This window comes from Bacillus sp. UNC41MFS5 (assembly GCF_000686805.1).
The window spans coordinates 753,955-775,430 of sequence record NZ_KK366017.1 but is presented as its reverse complement, the minus strand read 5'-3'; the positions used below and the strand labels follow the sequence as shown (position 1 = coordinate 775,430).

Sequence of the window (21,476 nt, the reverse complement as noted above, 5' to 3'; positions counted from 1 at the left end):
AACCAAAAATAATGAAATAAGGTGAAATATAATGTTATCAACTTTTGATATTGGAATTGATTTAGGAACAGCAAATATACTAGTTTATAGTAAAAATAAAGGAATTGCGATAAATGAACCAGCGGTAGTGGCAATCGATACGGTCACCAAAAATGTTGTAGCTATTGGTCAAGAAGCTAAGGAAATGATTGGAAAGACCCCTGAAAAAATCGTTGCTATTCGTCCTATGAAAGATGGAGTTATAGCTGATTATGACGTAACGACTGAATTGCTAAAACACATCATGCGTAAGGCATCCAAAAAGATTGGATTTGCAGTTCGGAAACCAAATGTTGTCGTTAGTATCCCATCTGGTTCTACAAGTGTTGAGAGAAGAGCGATCAAGGATGCGGTAAAACAAGCGGGAGCAAAGAAAATCAGCTTAATTGAAGAACCTGTCGCAGCGGCAATTGGGGCAGGATTACCAATCGATGAACCTGTAGCCAATGTAGTGGTCGATATTGGTGGCGGTAATACCGAAGTTGCCATAATATCATTTGGCGGTGTTGTTTCCTGCCATTCCATTAAAATTGGTGGTGACCGCCTCGATGAAGATATTATTCAACATATCAGGAAAGAATATAATATCCTGATTGGGGAAAGAACAGCTGAAAACATAAAAATGGAAATTGGTTATGCTCTCATTGACCACGAGGAAATTTTCATGGATATCCGCGGTCGTGATCTTGTAACTGGGCTGCCAAAAACAATTAAACTATCATCCTACGAAATTCGTTTAGCAATTAAGGAACCACTTTTGCATATTTTAGAAGCAATCCGTGCAACCCTTGAAGATTGTCCAGCAGAACTCAGTGGAGACATCGTTGACCGTGGTGTTATTCTGACCGGCGGTGGAGCTTTATTAAATGGGATGGAGGCATGGCTAAGCCAAGAGATTGTCGTTCCTGTCCAGCTTGCACCAAACCCACTAGAATCGGTAGCGATCGGAACTGGAAGAGCCCTGCAGTACATGAACAAGCTGCCAGTTGCTGTGGTATAAGATGTTTTTGGTAGAAATTCTACCTAGATAACACTAAAATTGATAGAAGTTGAAAGAGCTGCAGAACACACCATTCTGCAGCTTTTTCTATTTTCTTGTATCATCATTTAATGTTTATTAGATTGGTTTTATATTCTGATACAGAAAACCTTCACGCTGAAATAATGTCGAAATTTGTCGAAAAATATTGTTTCATTGTATCCGCTTCCACTTGTTAAAATCAATTTATCATAAATATTTAAAATTTTTATTGTTTTTAAACTATTCTTTTTTTTTAATTGCAAAGGGGAGGCATTATTTATGCAGCAGCTAAGAAAAGAGGAACAAAAGGAGAAGAAATTGACCGAAACTGTTCAATTAAGTATCGACGTTCCACCACATATTAGGGACAAGTTTCTGGAAGCAGTAGAAAAAAGCGGAAAGACAATTAATGATGTTTTAAAGCTATATATGCAAAAATACACGTGGAAACAAGGAGAATTGCAGAGAAATAGACAAAAACGCCGTCAAGAACTTGGCTAATGCTAGGTAATTAAAGAAGGAAAAAAAGCCTACTCAATCATGAGTGAGGCTTTTTTTCTTTCTCATACGTTCTGGGCTGGCTTCCTACATTTAGAGGATCACATTACCCGTTTAAACATTTTCTCCATCTCATAAACCGAGTAATGCACGATTATTGGTCTTCCATGCGGACAAGTAAATGGATCGGAAGCCCTCCGTAAATCATCTAGGAGTGCTTGGATTTCGTCATTTCGTAAATGGCGGTTCGCTTTTATGGATGCCTTACAACTCATCATAATTGCTGCTTCTTCACGTAGTTTCTTAATATCTACTTTTTTCATTAATAATAGCTGCTCAATCATCTCTTCAATGATCCCTTTTTCCTCCCCTTTGGGGAACCATTGCGGATGGGAACGAACAATATAGCTATTAATCCCGAATTCCTCTAGAAAAACCCCCACCTTTTCGAGCTCGTGTTGGTATTCATTTATTTTCAAGAATTCATCCGTTGAATACTCAAACGTCAAGGGTACCAGCATTTCCTGTAACTCGGATTGGACCTGTCCTACTTTTTCCCGGAAATACTCGTACTTTAACCTCTCCTGGGCTGCGTGCTGGTCAATGATATACAGTCCATTTTCATTCTGGGCAAAAATATAAGTCCCGTGCATTTGCCCGATTGGATATAACCGGGGAACTCTACTCTCTGACGATGACGTATAATCTGTCTCGTTAGGCTCAATGCTAGGTTCAACCTTTGTGTTACCTTCATCCGACTTAGCAGGCAAATCACTAAATGGATTGGTTTCGAACCAGGTGTCAGGCACCACCGTCTCATCGATTTCCGATTGAATCGGCAATTTTGAAAGTGGTGATTCCGTTTGCAAATCAACTAGCAATGGACGTTTTTCATGAACGATTGCAGTTGATTCTGGCCGGAACCACTCCAACTCTTTTCGCTCTGTTGATGGTATGGTTCCTTCATCAAGGGCCAAAGTGGTCTGTTCTTCCTTTGGCATCTCCTTTTTCACCGCTGTATAAGCTGTCGGGATCAAGATTTTCGATTTAAACTCCTCTTTGATCATCGCTGTGACAAGTTCATTCAATTCCGCTTCTTTACTAATACGGACCTCCATTTTCGAAGGGTGAACATTGACATCCACAAGCAATGGGTCCATTTCAATATTCAGGAGAACAATTGGGAACCTGCCGATTGGAAGCAAGGTATGGTAGCCTTCTTGGATCGCCTTGGCTAATGGGTAGTTCTTGATAAATCGACCATTAATCATCGTTGAAATATAGTTCCGGGAAGCTCTGGTAACCTCAGGCATCGAAGCAAATCCAGTGATCTTATAATCTAGCGATGTCCCGGAGATGGGAACCAGCTGTTTGGCAATCCCCAGCCCGTAAATCGATGCCAGGACCTGACGAACATCTCCGTTTCCATTGGTTTGCAACAATTTCCTATCATTATGGATGAGGCGGAAGGCCACCTCTGGATGAGAAAGGGCCAGTCGATTCACGACGTCCGTTATATTTCCAAGCTCGGTATGAATAGTCTTCATATACTTCAAGCGAGCCGGTGTATTGAAAAATAAATCGGTAATCGTAATATCGGTTCCTCTTCTGCTCGATGCTTTCTCAAATATTTCAACTTTGCCGCCTTCAATGACCAACCGGTTTCCCGCCCCTTCACCTGTAGAAGTTTTCATCTCGAGCCGTGAAACGGAGGCGACACTCGGCAGGGCCTCTCCCCGGAATCCGAGGGTCCGGATTCGGAACAAATCATTTTCATTCTTTATTTTAGATGTAGCATGGCGTTGAAAGGCGAGTAACACATCCTCTTCCTCGATCCCATTACCATTGTCGGTAATGCGGATTTTGGCAAGTCCAGCTTCTTCCACCTCAATTTCAATAACCGTACTGCCCGCATCAATTGAATTTTCAACCAACTCTTTTACCACTGAGGCAGGACGTTCTACTACTTCCCCCGCTGCGATTTTATTCGATAAGGCATCATCTAATTGAATAATTTTACCCATTCGGATCCACCCCCTACTTTAACTTTTTCTGGAGCTCATACAGCATGTTTATCGCCTGAAGTGGTGTTAAATCTAATATATCTAATTCCTTCATTTTATCGATCACACGTTTCTCTTTAGAGGACAGTTCTTGTTTTTTCATATCTTTCGGTTCATCGAAGAAAGAAAGTTGAGCAGGCTTTTCTTCCACGTGAACTACCTTCACTGCTTCCGTTTTTGGCTTGACCTCCTGCGTATCAGACTGCTCAAGTGCGGTTAATATTTCATTCGCACGGCTGATTAAGTCTGAAGGCAGTCCTGCCAGCTGAGCGACATGAATTCCGTAACTCTTGTCCGCTGGTCCTTCTTTTATTTTATGAAGAAAAACGACTTTTCCATTATGCTCAATCGCACTGACATGGATGTTTTTTAACTTGGTCAATTCTTCTTCTAAAACTGTTAATTCATGATAATGGGTGGAGAAGAGAGTCTTCGCTCCAATATTGGTGTGAATATATTCAATGATCGCTTGCGCAAGGGCCATCCCATCATAAGTCGAAGTTCCACGCCCGATTTCGTCAAACAAGATTAAGCTGTTTTGCGTTGCATTTGAAATTGCATTTTTAGCTTCAAGCATTTCAACCATAAAAGTACTCTGCCCGGAAATTAAATCATCGGCTGCACCAATTCGTGTAAATACCTGGTCAAAAATCGGCAGGACCGCTTCGGAAGCTGGGACATAACAGCCGATTTGCGCTAGAATCGCGACCAAAGCGACTTGGCGCATGTAGGTACTTTTCCCTGACATGTTTGGGCCCGTAATCAATAAAACTTCCCGGTCGCTGTCCATTAAGCAATCATTCGGAACATATTCCTGTGCGTTTAATACCTTTTCAACCACGGGATGACGGCCTTCCTTAACAACGACACGCCCCTCCATTGAAAACTGTGGTTTGACATAGTGCCTGTCTTCACTAACTTGAGCGAAGCACTGCAGGACATCCAGTTCACTAATCGTTTTTGCTAATGCTTGTAAACGCGGAATCTGTTCTTTTACAATCTCGCGAATCTCCGTAAACAATTCATATTCCAGTTCACTGCTTTTTTCCTCTGCTTGTAAAATTAATGCTTCTTTTTCTTTTAGATCAGGGGTAATAAACCGTTCCGCATTGGATAATGTTTGTTTCCGCTCGTATTGTCCTTCTTTTAACAAATGCAGGTTTGCACGTGTGATCTCAATATAATATCCAAATACACGGTTGTAGCCCACCTTTAGTGACTTAATACCGGTTTTCTCCCGCTCTTCTCGTTCCAGCTGGGCAATCCACGTTTTCCCGTTCCGGCTGGCATCACGATACTGATCGAGTTGAGAATTGTACCCGTCGCATATCATATTTCCTTCTTTCAAGGAAAGCGGCGGATTTTCAACAATCGCCTGCTCCAAAAGATCCGTGATATCTTCACAAGGATCAAGCAGTTCGGCGATTTTGTTCACTTTTTCATTCTGCATGCCTTGCAAAATTTGTTGTAAATATGGAACCTGTATTAACGAACGCTTTAATTGGACCAAGTCACGGGCATTGATATTACCAAAAGCTACTCTTCCGGCTAATCGTTCTAAATCATAAACTTCCTTTAGCTTTTCACGAAGTTCTTGACGCTCAAAATAATGCGACAATAGGACTTCCACTATCGCTTGACGTGATTCAATGTCAGTTTGACTGATTAATGGGCGGTCAATCCAGTGCTTTAACATCCTGCCTCCCATGGCAGTCATCGTCTCATCAAGAAGCCATAATAAGGACCCTTTTTTTCCTTTGGAACGAATCGTTTCTGTTAATTCAAGATTACGCTTGGAATAGTAGTCGATTTTCATATATTGATGGATTTGATAGGTGGTTACTGGCTGTAGATGATCCAAACTTCTTTTTTGTGACCGGTATAAATAATGAAAAAGACGTGCGATTGTTTGCTTTAATTTTTCTTGATTCAAATCTTTTAGAAGATGAGAAAAGTTCATATCTATTGAACTATTATCTTCAAATGAAATCGCTAGGACGTCACGTTCACGAAGTTTCTTTTGCCATTCACCGTCAAAGTCGCTGGCGACAACTACTTCCTTCGCACTTAGAACAGCTAACTCATTTAGGACCTCATCAAAATTTTTCGATAACAGGGTGACTCGGCTTTCACCGGTTGAGATATCATTGTAGGCAAACCCAAAAGTTTCGTCCTCAAAACTAGTAATCGAAGCAATATAGTTGTTTTCTTTATCCGTTAAACCCTTGCCCTCCATCACTGTACCAGGTGTGATCAATTGAACAACTTCCCTTTTCACCATACCTTTGGTCAGCTTCGGGTCTTCAACTTGCTCACAAACGGCTACTTTATAGCCTTTAGAGATGAGCTGTTCAATATAGTTAGCGGCCGCATGGTAGGGAACGCCGCACATCGGAATCCGGTCATCCGTGCCGCCTTGTCTGCTTGTTAGAGTTATTTCTAATTCTTGTGATGCTTTAATGGCATCATCGAAAAACATTTCATAAAAATCGCCTAAGCGAAAAAATAAAAAGGCATCTTGGTAATCTGCCTTAACGGTTAAGTATTGCTGTATCATCGGCGTATATGCAGCCATAATGACCTCCACTAAAAAAGACTTTCGAGTATGTTCGACAAACTATTATACCATACTTCATACAGACTTTTTTAGGAAGAAAAATCCTAATTATAGAACGGAGTGAAATGGAAATATTTTATATTTTGGAAGAGGTGTAAAAGCAATTCCATCGAATATAATTAGAAAAGGTACTATTAGCCGAATTAGGTGGTGGGGGTATGGATGGGGTGTTTTGCCGCAGTTTTACTAACTATGATTTTGAAATGTTTTCAATCAGTCATTTTGTTATTATTGCCGTCTTAATCCTAGGTTCCATCTTTATCTATCTTAATAGAGATAAATTGAATGCTAAGCAAAGAAGACGGACCGAAATCGGGATCGCGATCACTCTCATCATCATGGAATTGACCTATCATTTGTGGATGATTGTGAATGGTAGTTGGAATGTCAGCCATGCCTTTCCATTAGAATTATGTAGCATTAGTTTAATATTAACGGTCATATTGTTGCTAACTACGAAAAAAATAATCTATGAGATTTTATTATTTACGGCATTATTAGGCGCATCGCAGGCACTATTAACCCCTTCCTTAAATTATGACTTCCCTCATTTTCGGTTTTTCCATTTCTTTTATACACATCTGATGGAAATCTGGGTGCCTCTTTATTTTACATGGGCAAAGGGTTACCGGCCGACGATTTGGTCTGTCTTAAAATTATGTATCTTTTTAAATGTGCTCATGCCGATCATTATGTTGATTAATAAGCTGGTGGGCGGAAATTATATGTTCTTAAGTCATAAACCTGACAGTGCGAGTTTATTAGATGTTCTAGGACCCTATCCTTGGTACATTTTATCTCTGGAAGGATTACTAATTGGGCTCAGTTTAATCGTCTGGTTGATATTCCGTGAAAAGACTTCGAAAGGAACCGAAGTGGCCAGAGACCTGCCGTTTCAATAATATCAACTTTTTTGTTGACCTTTTGCCATTAACAACATATAATAAATAACGTTCCTAATATGTGTGTCTCGATAGCTCAGCAGGATAGAGCAACAGTTTCCTAAACTGTAGGTCGGAGGTTCGAATCCTCTTCGGGACGTTAAAGAAATCCTTATTTATCAAGGGTTTCTTTTTTATTTTTTAGGCTTTGTTAAACTGAATGTTGACACTGTGCTTGAAAAATAAACGATAAAATTTCGATTATATTATCCAAATTTTAGATATTGTCTTATTTAGAGCAGTTAATCGGAATATCTCAGCTGATATGACTTAACCCCCTTGCCATACAAGGGGGTTTTTATTTTACTTGGTAATTTATTATTGCCCTCGACTAATGTTGACACACTGAAATATAATGTATATAATTATCTCGAATTCAAGATAATTATATTTTAGAATCACAAATATCAATAGAGAACAAAAGAGGCAAGTTTTCTTTTATACATTTTTTATGATAGATTGGGGAGAAAAATATGTTAAGAAAAATCAACAGCAGGGATATGGGTTCTAGTAATCTTGGATGGTTAAGAAGTAAATTTCACTTTTCATTTGCAGATTATTATAATCCAGACAATATTCAGTTTGGAGTTTTACGGGTAATTAATGATGATTTAATTAATCCACAAACAGGATTTGGTACCCATCCACATAGAAATATGGAGATTATATCCTATGTGGTGAATGGTGAGTTGACTCATGGTGATAGCATGGGTAACCAAAATACAATAACTCGCGGACAAGTTCAATATATGAGTGCAGGTACGGGTGTGCTTCATAGCGAATATAATTTAGGTGAACATACATCAAGGTTTTTACAAATTTGGATTTTACCAGACAAAATTGGCCATACACCAGCTTATGGTGATTTTAGATTCAATTGGGATGATAGAAAAAAGAATTGGCTGCACATGGTATCAGGAATAGACGGTGATGCTCAAATTAAGATTAACCAAGATGCAAACATTTATTCTTTGGAATTGCAACAAGGAAAAGAAATAAGCTTTCCAGTCAAAGAGGACAGGCAAGCTTATTTAGTTCAAATAGAAGGTACTTCTATCATTAATGGCATTGAGCTCTCTGATAGAGATGGAATGGAAATTGTTGAAGAAGATATCACAATTAAGGCAGAAAAAACCTCGCATATTTTACTAATAGAGATGAAAAAAGCATAGTAGTTTGATTTATATAAAAAAGTCTGATGGAAATCCCATCAGACTTTTTGTTTTACTTCACTGTCGACCTTTCATTGATAATCATTTGAATTTGAGCCACTGTTGCTGGATCTTCAAGCCCTGTAATATCACCTGAAACCTTACCTGAAACGAAAATTTCCTTTAATAAGCGACGCATGATTTTTCCGCTAACTGTTTTAGGTAGTGTTTCAGTAAAAATGATGGATTTTGGCAGGGCAATTTTTCCGATAAGCTGTATAATACGTTCATTTATTTTTTCTTTTAAATCATCAGTCCCTAGAGAAAGATCATTTACCCGGACAAATACAAGCGGTACTTCTCCTTTGATTTCATCTGGGACACCAATTACAGCTGCTTCAGCAACTCCTTCACATTCAAGAACCGCACTTTCAATTTCCATTGTACTTAAGCGATGCCCGGCAACATTGAAGGCATCATCAGAACGACCAACAACCCACACATAGCCATCGTCATCAATCAGGGCCAAATCACTTGCAAAATAGCTTCCTTCTACCTGACTAAAATAAGAGGAAATATAACGCTCCGGTTCCTTCCAAAGCGTACGGCAAAGCATTGGGAATGGTTTTCTAATGATTAAATTTCCTAACGTACCCGGTTTAACCTGATTTCCCTCTTCATCTACAACAGCTATATCTGCACCTAAAAATTGCATTCCAGCTGATCCGGGCTTCATTGGGGTTAACCATGCGGATCCAGCAATTGGACAGCCCGCTGTTTCCGTTTGTCCCCACGTATTATTGACACATATCTTTTTCTTTCCTAATACTTCATACGTCCATTGCCATGATTCTGGGTCAAAGGGTTCACCCACTAGAGAAACTACATCCAGACATGATAAATCAAATTGATTCCGTACTTTTTCACCTAGACTTTTTAACATCCGTAATGCGGTTGGCGCTGTAAACAATTTATTCACACGGTATTTCTCGATTACTTGATAAAATCTGTCCTTTGTTGGAAAGTCAATTGATCCTTCATATACGACAGTGGTCACTCCATTTGCGAGTGCGCCCGCAATACCCCAAATATGCATTGTTAACCATCCAATATCAGCCGTACACCAGAACACATCATCATCATGATGGTCCATATGATATTTGCTATAGATGTAATTTTGGATCACAAAGGCCATTCCTGAATGAACGACACCCTTTGGTTTTCCTGTTGTACCGCTTGTATAGAAGACAATTCCATATTCATTGGCCTCTAGCTTCTCAGGTTCACATTGGATACTTGCCTTTCTAGTTAGTTCCTCCCACCAGAAATCCCGTCCTTCTGTCATATTGATTTCTGTATTTAGGCGATTAACGACAATCACCGCTTCAATGGATGGAATATCTGGAATTACCCTATCCACTTTTTCCTTCAAGCAAACTTTGTTTCCACGTCTTATCGTCGCGTCAGTCGTCACGATAATCTTTGGCTCAAAGCTAATGAGACGGTCCTTCAATGACTTTTCGGAGTATCCTGAAAATACTGTATTGTAAATTGCCCCAATCCGAAAGCAAGCGAGCACGGCAATAATTGCTTCAGCCAAATTCGGAAGGAAAATCGCCACACAGTCCCCCTTTTTCACACCAAAGGAACGCAAGACATTCGAAAAGCGATTTACTTCAGCTAACAGCATATTATATGTAAAAAACTTTGTATCCCCGTTTTCTCCCTCCCAAATCAGTGCGGTGCGATTTGCAGCACCATTTTCCACATGACGGTCGAGTAAATTTACACAAGGGTTGCTGATGCCCCCTTCGAAAAAACGAAAGTCTGGAAGACTTCCACTTATTGTACTTTGCCAGGGCTCATACCAAACTAGCTCTTTTGCCACATCGTCCCAAAAGGCTTCAGGATCTTTTTGGGATTTTTGAAGAAGTTCTTGAAAAGCTTTACCGCTTCCAATTGAGGTGTTAGATTGTTTTTCTTCGCTTGGATATACAAGCTTACTTTCTGCAACTACCTTTAAAATTCCGCTTACATCCATATGAATCCCCCTATATTGAAAATATTAGAACCATAGTGACCGACTATTTGATCAGTTCAGCGCTAAATAAATGAAAGCGCTTTACTTTTGTGATATACAAAAATTACTCTAAAATAGCAGCTCGTCATTTGATGTACATCAATAAGGTTAACATAAATATTCTGAATTTTCAATAATAAAACCCAATCAACGATTGGGTCAGTACCTTGGATTATATTTGTTGTACATTTCTAAGCAACAATGTAGGTAATACTTGCGAAATAGTTTTTAGAGGATCGCTTGACCTTTGAGTGAGACAGAGCATAATTGCACCTTCAAGCGTAGCTGTCATCATGAGAGCAATGGAATGTACTGATTCGGCTGAAAATCCATCTGCTTCTAGCTTCTTCGTATAGATCCTTTGCATCTTTATGTATAAGTCAGAACAGGCATGTCGGACTGGTTCACTTAGTAATGCCAACTCACTAACAATACTGCTAAAGGTATATGCAGCAATCGTTCCATCCCGTTCAAAAATAGCGATTAACTTCTCAATCATTTCGGTTGTAGCTTCGCCTGTAGTCGGATATCTTTCAAAAATTTCCTCAATATCCTTAGTAATTGTTTCACTCATTGACTTTAGGCAAGCAATGAGCAATTCTTCTTTTCCACTCGGAAAATGATGATAGAAAGAACCTTTTGAAAAATTTCCAGCTTTTAATATTTCGGATAAACCAACACCCATATATCCTTTTTGTTGGAAAAGATCTGTCGCGATGTCAATCATCATTGATTTTGTATCCATTTCAGTAACCTCCTCCCTAAGACAATATGATAAAGATAAATTAACCAACTTAGAATTATTATATTTATAGAATAAATAATGTAGTTGGTAATGTCTACAATATTGAACATTAGGAACAATAATAATGCCAAATTCCTTTCTTCATTTCCTTAGTAATTTTCCCTTGGTTTTCAAGATAATCTAGATATCCAATCATTTCAGACATTACATTGAAAAACTGTTTTTCATACTTTTCTTTATAACGGAATTGGGCCAATTCGCTTGCGGTTGAAATTCCGTTTTTTATCATATTTATATAGTTGTCGGCTTTTTCATCAATTTCTTTTATTCTAGCTTTAATTAAATCTTTAGGATTTTCTATGATTCTCCCGTGTCCTGAAAAAACGAGATCCATATTCAATGATAAACATTTCTCTAATGATTGCTTTTGTTGTATCAGGGATTTGGTTTTTGTGCCATCATAATTTGGTTCAATGAAAGCATTACTAGGCATATTTTCAATTAATAAATCACCAGCAAATAGATACTTACACTCATTATGATAAAAGGCAATCTGGTCTGGAGCGTGACCAGGAATATCTAGGATATCAAAGCCAAAGATCTGGTTGTTGGTGATTGCTTGGATATCACAGTCGATTTTTTTATTCTCATCTAGAATAATAGGATAAGATAAATTGGCTACTTGTTTCTCTCCCATTTCACCACATCCCATCTCTTGGTAAAGCTTTCTGAAAAACTCGACCCTCATTTTCAGATATTCTCTGTCTCTTTTTAATACAAGTATGGCATAAGGATGGGCATATACGGGAATGGAATGGTTGGATACAATTCGTTCCACTAATCCAACATGGTCTGTATGATGATGCGTTAGTAAAATTCCTGTGAGTTCAGTAAGTGAATAATTATTTTCCTTTAAGGTCTTTTGTAAGGAATTCCAGCAATCATCACTGTTCAAACCGGTGTCAATTAACGTTAAGGAATTCTCTTGTTTAACTAAGTAAAAGTTAATACTTTTCAATTTATTGGAAGTTGGAACAATAACAGGAAATACCTCTATATCGCTTTTCTTAAACAATGAATCTCCCTCCTTCTAATTAATTTTCTTAAAGTAGTAGATTTTTGAAAACATCTTGTATCTTTGGTATAACAATATATACTTAAACAATAGGAAAGATTATGAAAATCTAAATTAAGGGAGGATAAAAATGCAGAACAAAAAACAGACGATTGATCGAAGCTCTGGGATTCCCATTTATAAACAAATCAAGCAAATTCTAATTGAGGAGCTGCAGACTTCTGATGGTGAAACGAATCGACCCTTCAGTACTGAGCAAGAGCTGGTTCAGCGTTTCCACGTGAGTCGGGCACCTGTTCGCCAGGCATTAAAGGAGCTCGCCAATGAAGGATATGTCTATCGGGAGCGTGCGAAGGGCACCTTCCCAGTTCAGGGGTTACCCGTCCGCCCACCAGGTCTTGAATTAGGCGGGCTGGTCGACTACTTTAGGAAACAAGGCATGGATGTTAGCTCGCAAGTCTTGGACGTCGATCGCATCCAACCTCCGAAGAATCAGTGTTCTTTATTTGACCTTGCGCCAAACGATGAGGTACTTCACATCTCTCGCCTGATCTGGTTCCAAGAGAAGCCACTTGTATGGACGAAGACTTACCTGAGTGTTCCAGAAGACTTTCAACCAGATGCTCGAGAACTAGAGTCAGTCGGGAATGTTTTCTTTCTTCTCGAACGGGATCTAGGGATCTCCCTGTCCCGGGGTGAACATCAAATTTGGGCAACTAGCGCAAGTCAGGAGGAGGCACAGGTCCTGGGCGTTACAACCGGTGAGCCGATCCTCGTAATAGAGACAACTATGTACACACGTAATGACATCCTTATAGGATGGAGAAAAGCTGTTCACAGGGCCGAAGACTACAAGTACGCTTTTACAGTCAATCGATAAGAATAAAAACTTCCGTGGAAAAACTATTAACCTATCGAAATGTTCTTGTTCACTAAAAGTAGGTTAACATCCCTCCCACATCTTTCCAGATGAGGTGGGGATTAGTTGCCCGTTGACTCAGAAAAATGAGTTCAACGGGAACTAGTCTAAGCCTCTATTTACCGTTGACTCAGAAAAAAGGGTCCAACGGGAACTAGTCTAAGCCTCTATTTACCGTTGACTCAGAAATATGGGTCCAACGGGAACTAGTCTAAGCCTCTATTTACCGTTGACTCAGAAAAATGACTTCAATGGTAACTAGTCTAAGCCACTAGTTCCCGTTGACTTAAAAAGTTAGGTCCAACGGGAACTACACTAAGCCCCTATTGTCCCTTTAATAAAAAAAAGTATTCAACTGGAATTTAGTAAGAACGAATAAAACTAAACTTGGACACTACCTTTGATTTCTGGTCCATTGGTTGTTTGAACTTTAGATGGTGCAGTTTCTTTGAAAAATAATGAAAATAGTAATGCCAACACAGCCGCACCAGCCGCTACGAATAATGGTGTTTGAATACCAAACATGTCTGCTAAAGCACCATTCACCATTGGATTTAAGAATCCTCCGATTAACTCACCAATACCAATGGTTAAACCGATAGCAAGGCCTGAGTATTGTAATGGAACAGATTCAACTGGAATAACAGACATCGACATTCCAATGACACCCGAACCAGCTGAACCAATGAATAAAAGCACCATCATTAATGGTATGGAATCCACAAAAACTATAGCCAGAGGAATCATTATTAACAACAAGCCAGAAAGTAAAGAAGCTGGTTTACGTCCTGTACGCTCTGAAATTGATGGAATTAAGAAACCGAAGATTGCATATCCAATTCCGAATGTAGCCATGACGAAACTCATTGTTGTATCAGATAAACCTTTTGCTTGAACTAGATAGGTTGGTCCAAAAATCTGGAATGCCATAAGTGTTGTCATTACTAAGCTGAAAACAACAATGGATAACCAAATATTACGATGCTTAAGAACATCCATCACTTTGACTTTTTCAGTCGATTTTATCTCATGCATTGCATGGAATTTACCTGGATCCGGATTTTTAACAGATTTGAAGATGACAAAGCTTAAAATAATTCCGGGAATAATCGTTAAATAGAAAGCAGTATGCCAGTCGAAATTTGTTGCTAAAGCAACAATTACTATAGGCGCTGAAATACTACCGAATAATGCGTTACTTGTGTTCATGGTAAAACCAAGGTTAAATCCTTTCCGACGATCTGATGATTCCATTGCTAAAATCGATTGTGTTTGCGGAATCAGTGGACCTTCAACAATACCCATTAATAGACGTAGTACGAATAACATGGCAAATGATTGTGCTAACCCGTGCATTAATGAGATAACCGAGAATGCCAATACTAAAATGGCTAGCATGGATTTCTTACTCTTCACTTTATCTGAAATGAATCCACCTAATGGACCAGAAACTGACCAAGTTAACGCAAGTCCTGCTCCAAGTAATCCTAATTGCGTGTAGTTTAGTCCTAAATCTACAGAAATCATTGGGAATAAGTAGTTAATCGCTAAACGGTCAAAGAAAACGAATCCGATTGTGAAGAAGACGATGACTACTAACTTATTTTCATAAGTCCAAAACTTTTTATTTTCCATGGAATAAAACACCCTTCCTTAAAATCAAGTATTGTCAAAGCTTTTGAAATAAAGTTCAGAATATTAAGAAAATTATTGCTAGTTTTGTGCTTTTAACAATGATGTAAAAAGATTTTCTAGGAGGCTATAAAAATAAAATGGAAGTGACCAAATGCATATGGTTTGGCCACAATGATCACTTCCTTGGAAAACCAGTAACCCTATTAAACTGTTCAAAGTCCCGTTGGTCCCTGAAAGTACGTTACTTAGAATTTAAAAAATCAGCCGTACGTTTGTAAACGTCTTTATATTCATCAAGATGAGTGAATTTCCCTAAGAATCCATGAGTAGCGCCTTCATACCGTTTTGTTACAACATCTACACCACATTTTTTTAAATTCTCCGCAAATAGTTCTCCTTCATCGCGCATTGGGTCAAACTCTGCTGTGATGACAAGTGCTGCTGAAAGACTTTCTAAATTTTCTTCTCGAATAGGTGAAACAAGCGGATTACCCGTATCTACGTCTCCAATTAAATAGAAGGAGTTATATTCTGCTAATTGATCACTTTCTACGAAATAGCCCTTTCCATTTTCCACCTGTGATAGGTAACGAAATTCACTGACATCAAGGTCCAAGGATGGATAATATAGTACTTGTTTCGTAATCGCAAATTCCTTTTTGTCACGGGCCATTAGTGAGACTGCAGCAACTAAGTTCCCCCCCGCACTATCACCTGCAAGCGCGAGATTCTGGCCATCCCATTTCAATTCTTCCTTATGTTCAGCTGCCCATTTGGTTACGTTATAGCAATCATCTAATGGTGCTGGAAATGGGTGTTCAGGAGCAAGACGGTATCCCACTGAAATGACTTTATAACCGGATTCCATGCAAATCGGACGAACAATTTCATCATGACTTTCTAAATTTCCTGAGAAAAATGCACCGCCGTGGAAATACATGAGAATTGGGTAAGAATCCGCTTCTTTCGGTGTATAAATTCTTACTTGAATATCCGCTTCAGCCGTAGGAATCGATCTTTCTTCAACAGAATAAACTTGGACACGTTGTTCAACCGGTAAAATAGGTGCATCGAACATTTTTCTATGTTCTTCTGGAATAATTCTAGGTTTAGAGTCGGATTGTGGAATGAAATCCAATATTTTTTTTATCTCGGGATGTACAGGCATCTATTAAACCTCCTTATTTCAATCACATTTAATTTAGGTAAATCCTATTTCGTTTCCCACGGGTCATGATTTTAAATTATTTTCCCTCAGGAGACTTTTCAAGGAATTCTTTTTCAGGGAAAGCAGTTTCTTCCTTGTCACTATGGAACTGGCGAGATAAATTTTGAAATAAAGTTCCGATTGGTTTTCTTAGAGACTCATATTTTTGTAAGGCATTTTCAACGCTATCAGCTTCAAGTAAACAATCAGCCAATACTCCTGCATCCTGGATGGCCATATTTGCACCTTGACCTTGGTTATGAAGCATTGAATGTGCCGCATCCCCAAGCAGGGCGATACAATTATTAGTCCACTGTTCAACAGGATCAATATCGTATAGTGACCGAACATCGAAATGATTAATATTTTCAGCTATCTTCTGAAGATTTGGATGGAAATTCTTTAATTCCCTAAGCATGTCTTCTTTCGGTACATTCGGTCTACCTGCACGGTCTGTATGTGGGACGGTAATATCAACCGAAACTTGTTTTCTATATTTTAACGGCAATAAATAATAATTGACTTTATCATCGCAGAAAATTCTCAATGTGTCTTCAGAAGCTAAACCATAGGTTTCATCCTCATTCACAAGAGCACGATAGGCATGATAACCGTGGAAAACCGGCGCAGCTTGACTGAAAAATAGCGAACGAGTTAGGGAACGAATACCATCTGCAGCAACGACCAAATCGGCTTCCACTTTAACACCGTTTTCAAACTCAATTTCTGCATAATCTCCATAGCGAACGATATTTTTACATTTGTGATTTAAATGGATGAACTCAGAAGGGATGGCATTAATTAAGGTGTCCAAACAGTCCGCGCGATGAATTAATCTTGCCCATCTTTCGTTTGGGTCATCTGTTAACGCTGGCCATTTTTCCTCAAGTACTACTTCTGCTTTATCGGAAAGGATTTCCATTAATACGCTTTTATGGGTCACTCTCTCAATTTCTTCTAGAAGCCCCCATCTCTTGAAGTAACGGATGGATGGCGGACGTAAACCGATACCTGCACCTACCTCTGTAATTGCTGATGCTTGCTCATAGACATCAACATTAAATCCTGCATGCCGTAAAGCTACCGCCGTTGCTGCCCCGCCAATTCCACTTCCGATAATAGCAATTCTTAAAGACATTGATATCATAAAAATTTCCCTCCTAAGCTATTAATTAAATAAATTTATAGAGTCTCCGCTTTTAAGTCCTTGGTCGTTTGATTCTTAAGAGGGGCAGCCGTACGTTCCTGCAGGTAATCAAACGTAACTCCAGGTGCTAGTTCTTGAACAACAAGTCCATCATCTGTCACCTCTATCACTGCAAGGTCTGTATAGATACGATCAACACAGCGAGGTGCAGTCAGAGGATAAGTACATTCCTCCACGATTTTCGATTCTCCCTTCCTCGTGCAATGCTGCATACAGAGGAATACACGCTTTGCACCAACCGTTAAATCCATCGCGCCTCCAACACGTCCAAGCGGATCGTTAGGGACCTTCCAACTAGCCAAATCACCGTACGTTGAGACTTGAAAAGCACCAAGGACTGCGGCATCAAGGTGACCGCCACGGATCATGGCAAAAGAATCTGATTGTGAGAAGAAGCTGCCACCCGGCTTTAATGTGATAGGTTCCTTTCCTGCATTGACAAGATCCATATCTTCTTCACCTGGAGCTGGTTTTGGCCCCAACCCAAGAAGTCCATTCTCACTGTGCAGAATAATTTCTCTACCTTCTGGAATCACATCGGCCACCAGTGTCGGAATTCCGATACCAAGATTCACGAACCACCCATCTTCTAAGTCTTGAGCGACTCGAGAAGCTAACTGAATCTTTGACCATCCAACCTTCAATTCGTCTTTAACCATTTGCTAACACCCCCTCTTCACGTAGAGCTTCTAATTTTACTAGTCTATGAACGTAGACGTTCTGTGTGGCAATATTCTCTGGATCTAACTCTCCGACTTCTACAATTTCATCTACCTCTGCGATTGTAATGCGGGCTGCAGTCGCCATAACCGGATTAAAATTACGCTGTGTCTTATTGTAAACAAGATTTCCCCAGCGATCTGCCTTATGTCCCTTGATAAAAGCATAATCCCCTATGATGGCATTCTCTAAGACATGCAATCGACCATTGAACACCCGCGTTTCCTTTCCCTCTCCAAGTTCTGTGTGCGCTGCCGTCGGTGTGTAAAAGGCTGGAATCCCCGCACCACCTGCTCGGATACGTTCTGCTAATGTTCCTTGAGGTGCAATTTCTAACTCAATCGTTCCATTCTGAAGACGTGCAATCAAATCGTCAGCATGTGGTCCGACAGGGAAAGAACAGATGATTTTCTTCACTTGGTTGTTGCTGATTAGTGCGGCTACACCATCGCTAACAGCACCAATATTATTTGATACGACTGTCAGATTTTTCGCACCCTGCTCTACTAGGGCTGCTATCAGATGGGACGGTAATCCGCTTCCCCCAAATCCTCCGACAAGAAGCGTAGCTCCATCGTATATATCAGCAACAGCCTTGGCTATATTTTCAAACCTCTTTTGGATCATTTAGTTTTTCCTCCTCTCATATATCTGTGCATTTTTAAGTTCTTCATAATAACCATTTATCGTCACAAAAAACGCGCAAGGTAAATTCCGTGGATCACCTGTATAGCCAATTTCCTCAGCAATTGAACCAAACGGTCCGTACAATTCATGCTGTTCAGAAGGAAGCCCATTTGTTAAATGGCGCCGCGTAACATCTCTCAATTGAGCATCTCGATCAATACTTGCTTGTAAAACAGCTGTTACCTGTTCACCGTCTATTTGTGCACTTTGCATTTCGCCATTGCTATTTCGGAATGGATGACCTAAGAATAATCGGTTCGGACGTACTTCCTCTAACAAACGTTGAATACTCATGCGATATAGTGATGAGTATTCAATCGTTGGCAAGCCACCTGCACCGCCATACATTTGAACTGCATCCGCTGCAAACGCCCAGCCTAGCCCATCCAAGACGAAGGATACGGAACCAATGGAATGACCTGGAGTTTCAATCACTTTCAATGTGATATTTCCTCCTAAATTGATAGAATCACCCTCTACTACTTCCAAATCCGGTTCAATATTGTCACCTATATCATTTGTTAACATTGTGATATGTTTTTCTTGGATTGATGTGTCGGTGATGAATTTTCCTTGTAGTGATTTGTAATCAACTATATTTTCATTCTTATCACGCAATAGCCGAGCTTCTTTTTTGGGAATAACTACTTTTGCCTGTCTTCCTGTTTTTTTCCATACTTCATAGGCACCACCGAGATGATCCACATGGCCATGCGTTAGTAAGATCCAACGAATGTCTTCCATTCTAATACCATGTTTAGCTAAGGTCGGTTCTATGTCTTGGCTTGCCGAGACATTCACACCGGCATCAATAATAGCTGGTTCTGGCGCATCCACATAATATGCAAATGCAGAAATTGGACCAAATTTACATTCAATCGGTATTACACGTACTGCATCTGCCATCTTACTCACTCCTATTAATCTAGATAATAAGCAGACTATTTATTAGTAACGTCAAATTGTTTTGGAATGACTGGTAACACTAAACGCGATTGGTGATCTTTATCTCGATAGATTTTATGCGTTGTTGCCCTACCGCTAGGTAAGTGATAGCTATCCGGCGGCAGTAATTTTGCATCTTCTCCATCAAGTGGTTCGTTACATGCAAGTTCTAATTCAATACGATGTCCTGGTTTAATTAAGAATGAGAACGGATATAAGCGAATCGCATACTCGTTGATTACACCTGGCGTTACAGGTACCACACGGTTGTGCGGGTGCCATGGCTCACCGTATGTTGATTTTTCGTCATTTAATTCACGATGTGATGCTTTTAGATAACCAGATGTCATTAATGTCCGCTTGCCGCTTGGATCTACATCATAAAGTTTGGCAATGAAGTTTGTATCATCCGTATCGATTTCTGCATGAATGTATAATGCCCCTGTTCCTGTCATTTCTACAGCCTCAAGGAATTTATCACTGGTCCATTTTATCTTTTCGGATGTTGTTGTTACGGTTAATGGTGCTTGATAGAAGCCATCTGGATGAGCATATTCAGAAGGTAGCGGCTCTGGCTTCTCGCTGATTTTGTGGCGAGGACGCAAGTAGAACGCTTTCTTCTCCTCATTTATCAATGGGAAGTAATCTTCTTTCCTCCATTTGTAAGAACCTTCTACCGAGAATTGCACAGTTGGTTCATCCATAATGCCATTATCAATGCCTTTTAACCAGTAATCATACCAGCGGAACATTTCATCATGATTTTCATGGAATGGACGTTCTAGCATTGGCGGCAGTGCTTGGATATCAAGCTTTTTAATACCAGACACTTTGTGGAAGCATTCAATGGTGCCTTCAACATTCCAACCACGGCCCCATTTTGCTTGGAAGTAAGTTGGGATCGTTACTTTATGTGCTACTTGTATAGCGCTATTTTCTTGCCAGAATGGCCCATCAAGTGGATTCAATAAGTAATCCATCCATAATTCGTGACGGTCTTGATAATGTAAAAGGTGTACGAAATCCGACCAATGAGCAATGTCTGGATCATTTAACCTCTCTAGTGTCTTCTCTTTAAGCTCGCCTGGAGAAAATACTTTTGAGCTCTTGCTTGCTACGTTATTAAAGGCATTACCGCTATCGCCACCGCGTCCTTCACGAGAAGCACGTGGCATTAACCACATAATCCCGCCATGATAACAAAGTTCATAAAGATCGAAGTGCCCACCGTTCGCAAAGATGGCTTTTAAATGTGGCGGCTGCTCCGCTGCACCTAAAATTTGAACGGAAGCAAAGTACGAAATACCGATCATCCCGATGTTGCCATCACACCAATCTTGCTCAGCCATCCATTCAACGAGATCATAGATATCTTTACCGTCTCCATGACCACCAGAGTTATAGTTACCGCACATTTGACCTTCAGAACCACCTGTACCGCGTACATCTGCGATAATATGTGCATAACCGCGTGATACCACTTCACGAATGTCACCTGCTTCAATCGCACCGTTCCAAAGATGGCTTGGACGTGCTTGCGGAGGTAATGTTAACGCTTGTGCCTGCAGTTCCTTGCCATACGGACTAAGCGCAAGTAATGCTGGTACTTTGGCTGCTCCATCAGGAAGGAAGATATCAGCAGCGATATGTACACCATCACGCATAGGAATCTGTATGTCCTTAAGGATTCTCATTTTTATTCGCTCCTCTCTTTTATTTACTAAGTTTGATTTACTTATGGAATATTTTTACATTCATTCCATCGGCCATTGTCCTAAAAAAAGAAGATCAACGTTGGGTTTTGCCCACCAGAAAACCTATTACGGACAGTTTGGTAGATTTTAGACACCATTTTGTCCTCAAGAGTGCCTATTACGGACAGTTTGGTAGATTTTTGATTTCATTTCGTCCCCAAGAGCACCATTA

General features: G+C 39.8%; 17 protein-coding genes and 1 tRNA gene. 6 read left to right on the top strand and 12 right to left on the bottom strand.

Annotated elements, in window-relative coordinates:
* Nucleotides 1–31 precede the first annotated feature (31 nt).
* Complete coding sequence (gene mreBH / locus BR30_RS0120185) at nucleotides 32–1,039, top strand: rod-share determining protein MreBH (protein WP_026566588.1); 1,008 nt, start codon at nucleotides 32–34, stop codon at nucleotides 1,037–1,039.
* 300 nt (nucleotides 1,040–1,339) lie between these two features.
* Entirely contained in the window at nucleotides 1,340–1,561 is a 222-nt protein-coding gene (locus tag BR30_RS0120180; protein ID WP_026566587.1) for a hypothetical protein, read from the top strand.
* Between the two features lie 98 nt (nucleotides 1,562–1,659).
* Here BR30_RS0120180 and mutL read toward each other — a convergent pair whose 3' ends face one another.
* Nucleotides 1,660–3,582, bottom strand: coding sequence for a DNA mismatch repair endonuclease MutL (gene mutL, locus BR30_RS0120175; protein ID WP_026566586.1), 1,923 nt, complete (start codon nucleotides 3,580–3,582; stop codon nucleotides 1,660–1,662).
* Nucleotides 3,583–3,595: 13 nt separating this feature from the next.
* A complete protein-coding gene (gene mutS, locus BR30_RS0120170; RefSeq protein WP_026566585.1) occupies nucleotides 3,596–6,196 on the bottom strand; it encodes a DNA mismatch repair protein MutS in 2,601 nt (866 codons plus the stop codon).
* Nucleotides 6,197–6,396: 200 nt separating this feature from the next.
* Here mutS and BR30_RS0120165 point away from each other — a divergent pair, with 200 nt between their 5' ends.
* The 3 genes from BR30_RS0120165 to BR30_RS0120155 all read left to right on the top strand — a co-directional run bounded on the left by BR30_RS0120165 (nucleotide 6,397) and on the right by BR30_RS0120155 (nucleotide 8,351).
* Nucleotides 6,397–7,140 (top strand): YwaF family protein, encoded by a 744-nt coding sequence (locus tag BR30_RS0120165; RefSeq protein ID WP_026566584.1) that lies wholly within the window; start codon nucleotides 6,397–6,399, stop codon nucleotides 7,138–7,140.
* A 65-nt stretch (nucleotides 7,141–7,205) separates the two neighbouring features.
* Nucleotides 7,206–7,279 (top strand) — tRNA-Arg (locus tag BR30_RS0120160).
* Nucleotides 7,280–7,652: 373 nt separating this feature from the next.
* Nucleotides 7,653–8,351, top strand: a complete 699-nt coding sequence (locus tag BR30_RS0120155; protein ID WP_026566583.1) for a pirin family protein — start codon at nucleotides 7,653–7,655, stop codon at nucleotides 8,349–8,351.
* A 52-nt stretch (nucleotides 8,352–8,403) separates the two neighbouring features.
* Here BR30_RS0120155 and BR30_RS0120150 read toward each other — a convergent pair whose 3' ends face one another.
* The 3 genes from BR30_RS0120150 to BR30_RS0120140 form a co-directional block, all read right to left on the bottom strand.
* Nucleotides 8,404–10,371 carry an acetate--CoA ligase gene (locus tag BR30_RS0120150; protein ID WP_026566582.1) on the bottom strand — a complete coding sequence of 656 codons (1,968 nt, stop codon included), beginning with the start codon at nucleotides 10,369–10,371 and terminating at the stop codon, nucleotides 8,404–8,406.
* A gap of 211 nt (nucleotides 10,372–10,582) precedes the next feature.
* Complete coding sequence (locus BR30_RS0120145; protein ID WP_026566581.1) at nucleotides 10,583–11,155, bottom strand: TetR/AcrR family transcriptional regulator; 573 nt, start codon at nucleotides 11,153–11,155, stop codon at nucleotides 10,583–10,585.
* Between the two features lie 109 nt (nucleotides 11,156–11,264).
* Complete coding sequence (locus BR30_RS0120140) at nucleotides 11,265–12,230, bottom strand: MBL fold metallo-hydrolase (protein WP_026566580.1); 966 nt, start codon at nucleotides 12,228–12,230, stop codon at nucleotides 11,265–11,267.
* A gap of 130 nt (nucleotides 12,231–12,360) precedes the next feature.
* Here BR30_RS0120140 and BR30_RS0120135 point away from each other — a divergent pair, with 130 nt between their 5' ends.
* A complete protein-coding gene (locus BR30_RS0120135; protein WP_026566579.1) occupies nucleotides 12,361–13,110 on the top strand; it encodes a GntR family transcriptional regulator in 750 nt (249 codons plus the stop codon).
* Nucleotides 13,111–13,530: 420 nt separating this feature from the next.
* Here BR30_RS0120135 and BR30_RS34035 read toward each other — a convergent pair whose 3' ends face one another.
* The 7 genes from BR30_RS34035 to BR30_RS0120100 all read right to left on the bottom strand — a co-directional run bounded on the left by BR30_RS34035 (nucleotide 13,531) and on the right by BR30_RS0120100 (nucleotide 21,244).
* Nucleotides 13,531–14,784 carry an MFS transporter gene (locus BR30_RS34035; protein ID WP_035445753.1) on the bottom strand — a complete coding sequence of 418 codons (1,254 nt, stop codon included), beginning with the start codon at nucleotides 14,782–14,784 and terminating at the stop codon, nucleotides 13,531–13,533.
* Nucleotides 14,785–15,025: 241 nt separating this feature from the next.
* Nucleotides 15,026–15,952: an alpha/beta hydrolase gene (locus tag BR30_RS0120125; RefSeq protein WP_026566578.1), complete on the bottom strand. Its 927-nt coding sequence runs from the start codon at nucleotides 15,950–15,952 to the stop codon at nucleotides 15,026–15,028.
* Nucleotides 15,953–16,028: 76 nt separating this feature from the next.
* Nucleotides 16,029–17,138, bottom strand: coding sequence for an FAD-dependent oxidoreductase (locus BR30_RS0120120; RefSeq protein ID WP_026566577.1), 1,110 nt, complete (start codon nucleotides 17,136–17,138; stop codon nucleotides 16,029–16,031).
* 35 nt (nucleotides 17,139–17,173) lie between these two features.
* Nucleotides 17,174–17,857: a 3-oxoacid CoA-transferase subunit B gene (locus BR30_RS0120115; protein WP_035445751.1), complete on the bottom strand. Its 684-nt coding sequence runs from the start codon at nucleotides 17,855–17,857 to the stop codon at nucleotides 17,174–17,176.
* Nucleotides 17,850–18,545 (bottom strand): 3-oxoacid CoA-transferase subunit A, encoded by a 696-nt coding sequence (locus BR30_RS0120110; protein WP_026566575.1) that lies wholly within the window; start codon nucleotides 18,543–18,545, stop codon nucleotides 17,850–17,852. The genes BR30_RS0120115 and BR30_RS0120110 overlap by 8 nt, the downstream gene beginning before the upstream one ends.
* Nucleotides 18,546–19,511, bottom strand: a complete 966-nt coding sequence (locus tag BR30_RS34030; RefSeq protein WP_051633688.1) for an MBL fold metallo-hydrolase — start codon at nucleotides 19,509–19,511, stop codon at nucleotides 18,546–18,548.
* A 35-nt stretch (nucleotides 19,512–19,546) separates the two neighbouring features.
* On the bottom strand, nucleotides 19,547–21,244 hold the full coding sequence (locus BR30_RS0120100; protein WP_051633687.1) for a CocE/NonD family hydrolase: 1,698 nt from the start codon (nucleotides 21,242–21,244) through the stop codon (nucleotides 19,547–19,549).
* Nucleotides 21,245–21,476 lie beyond the last annotated feature (232 nt).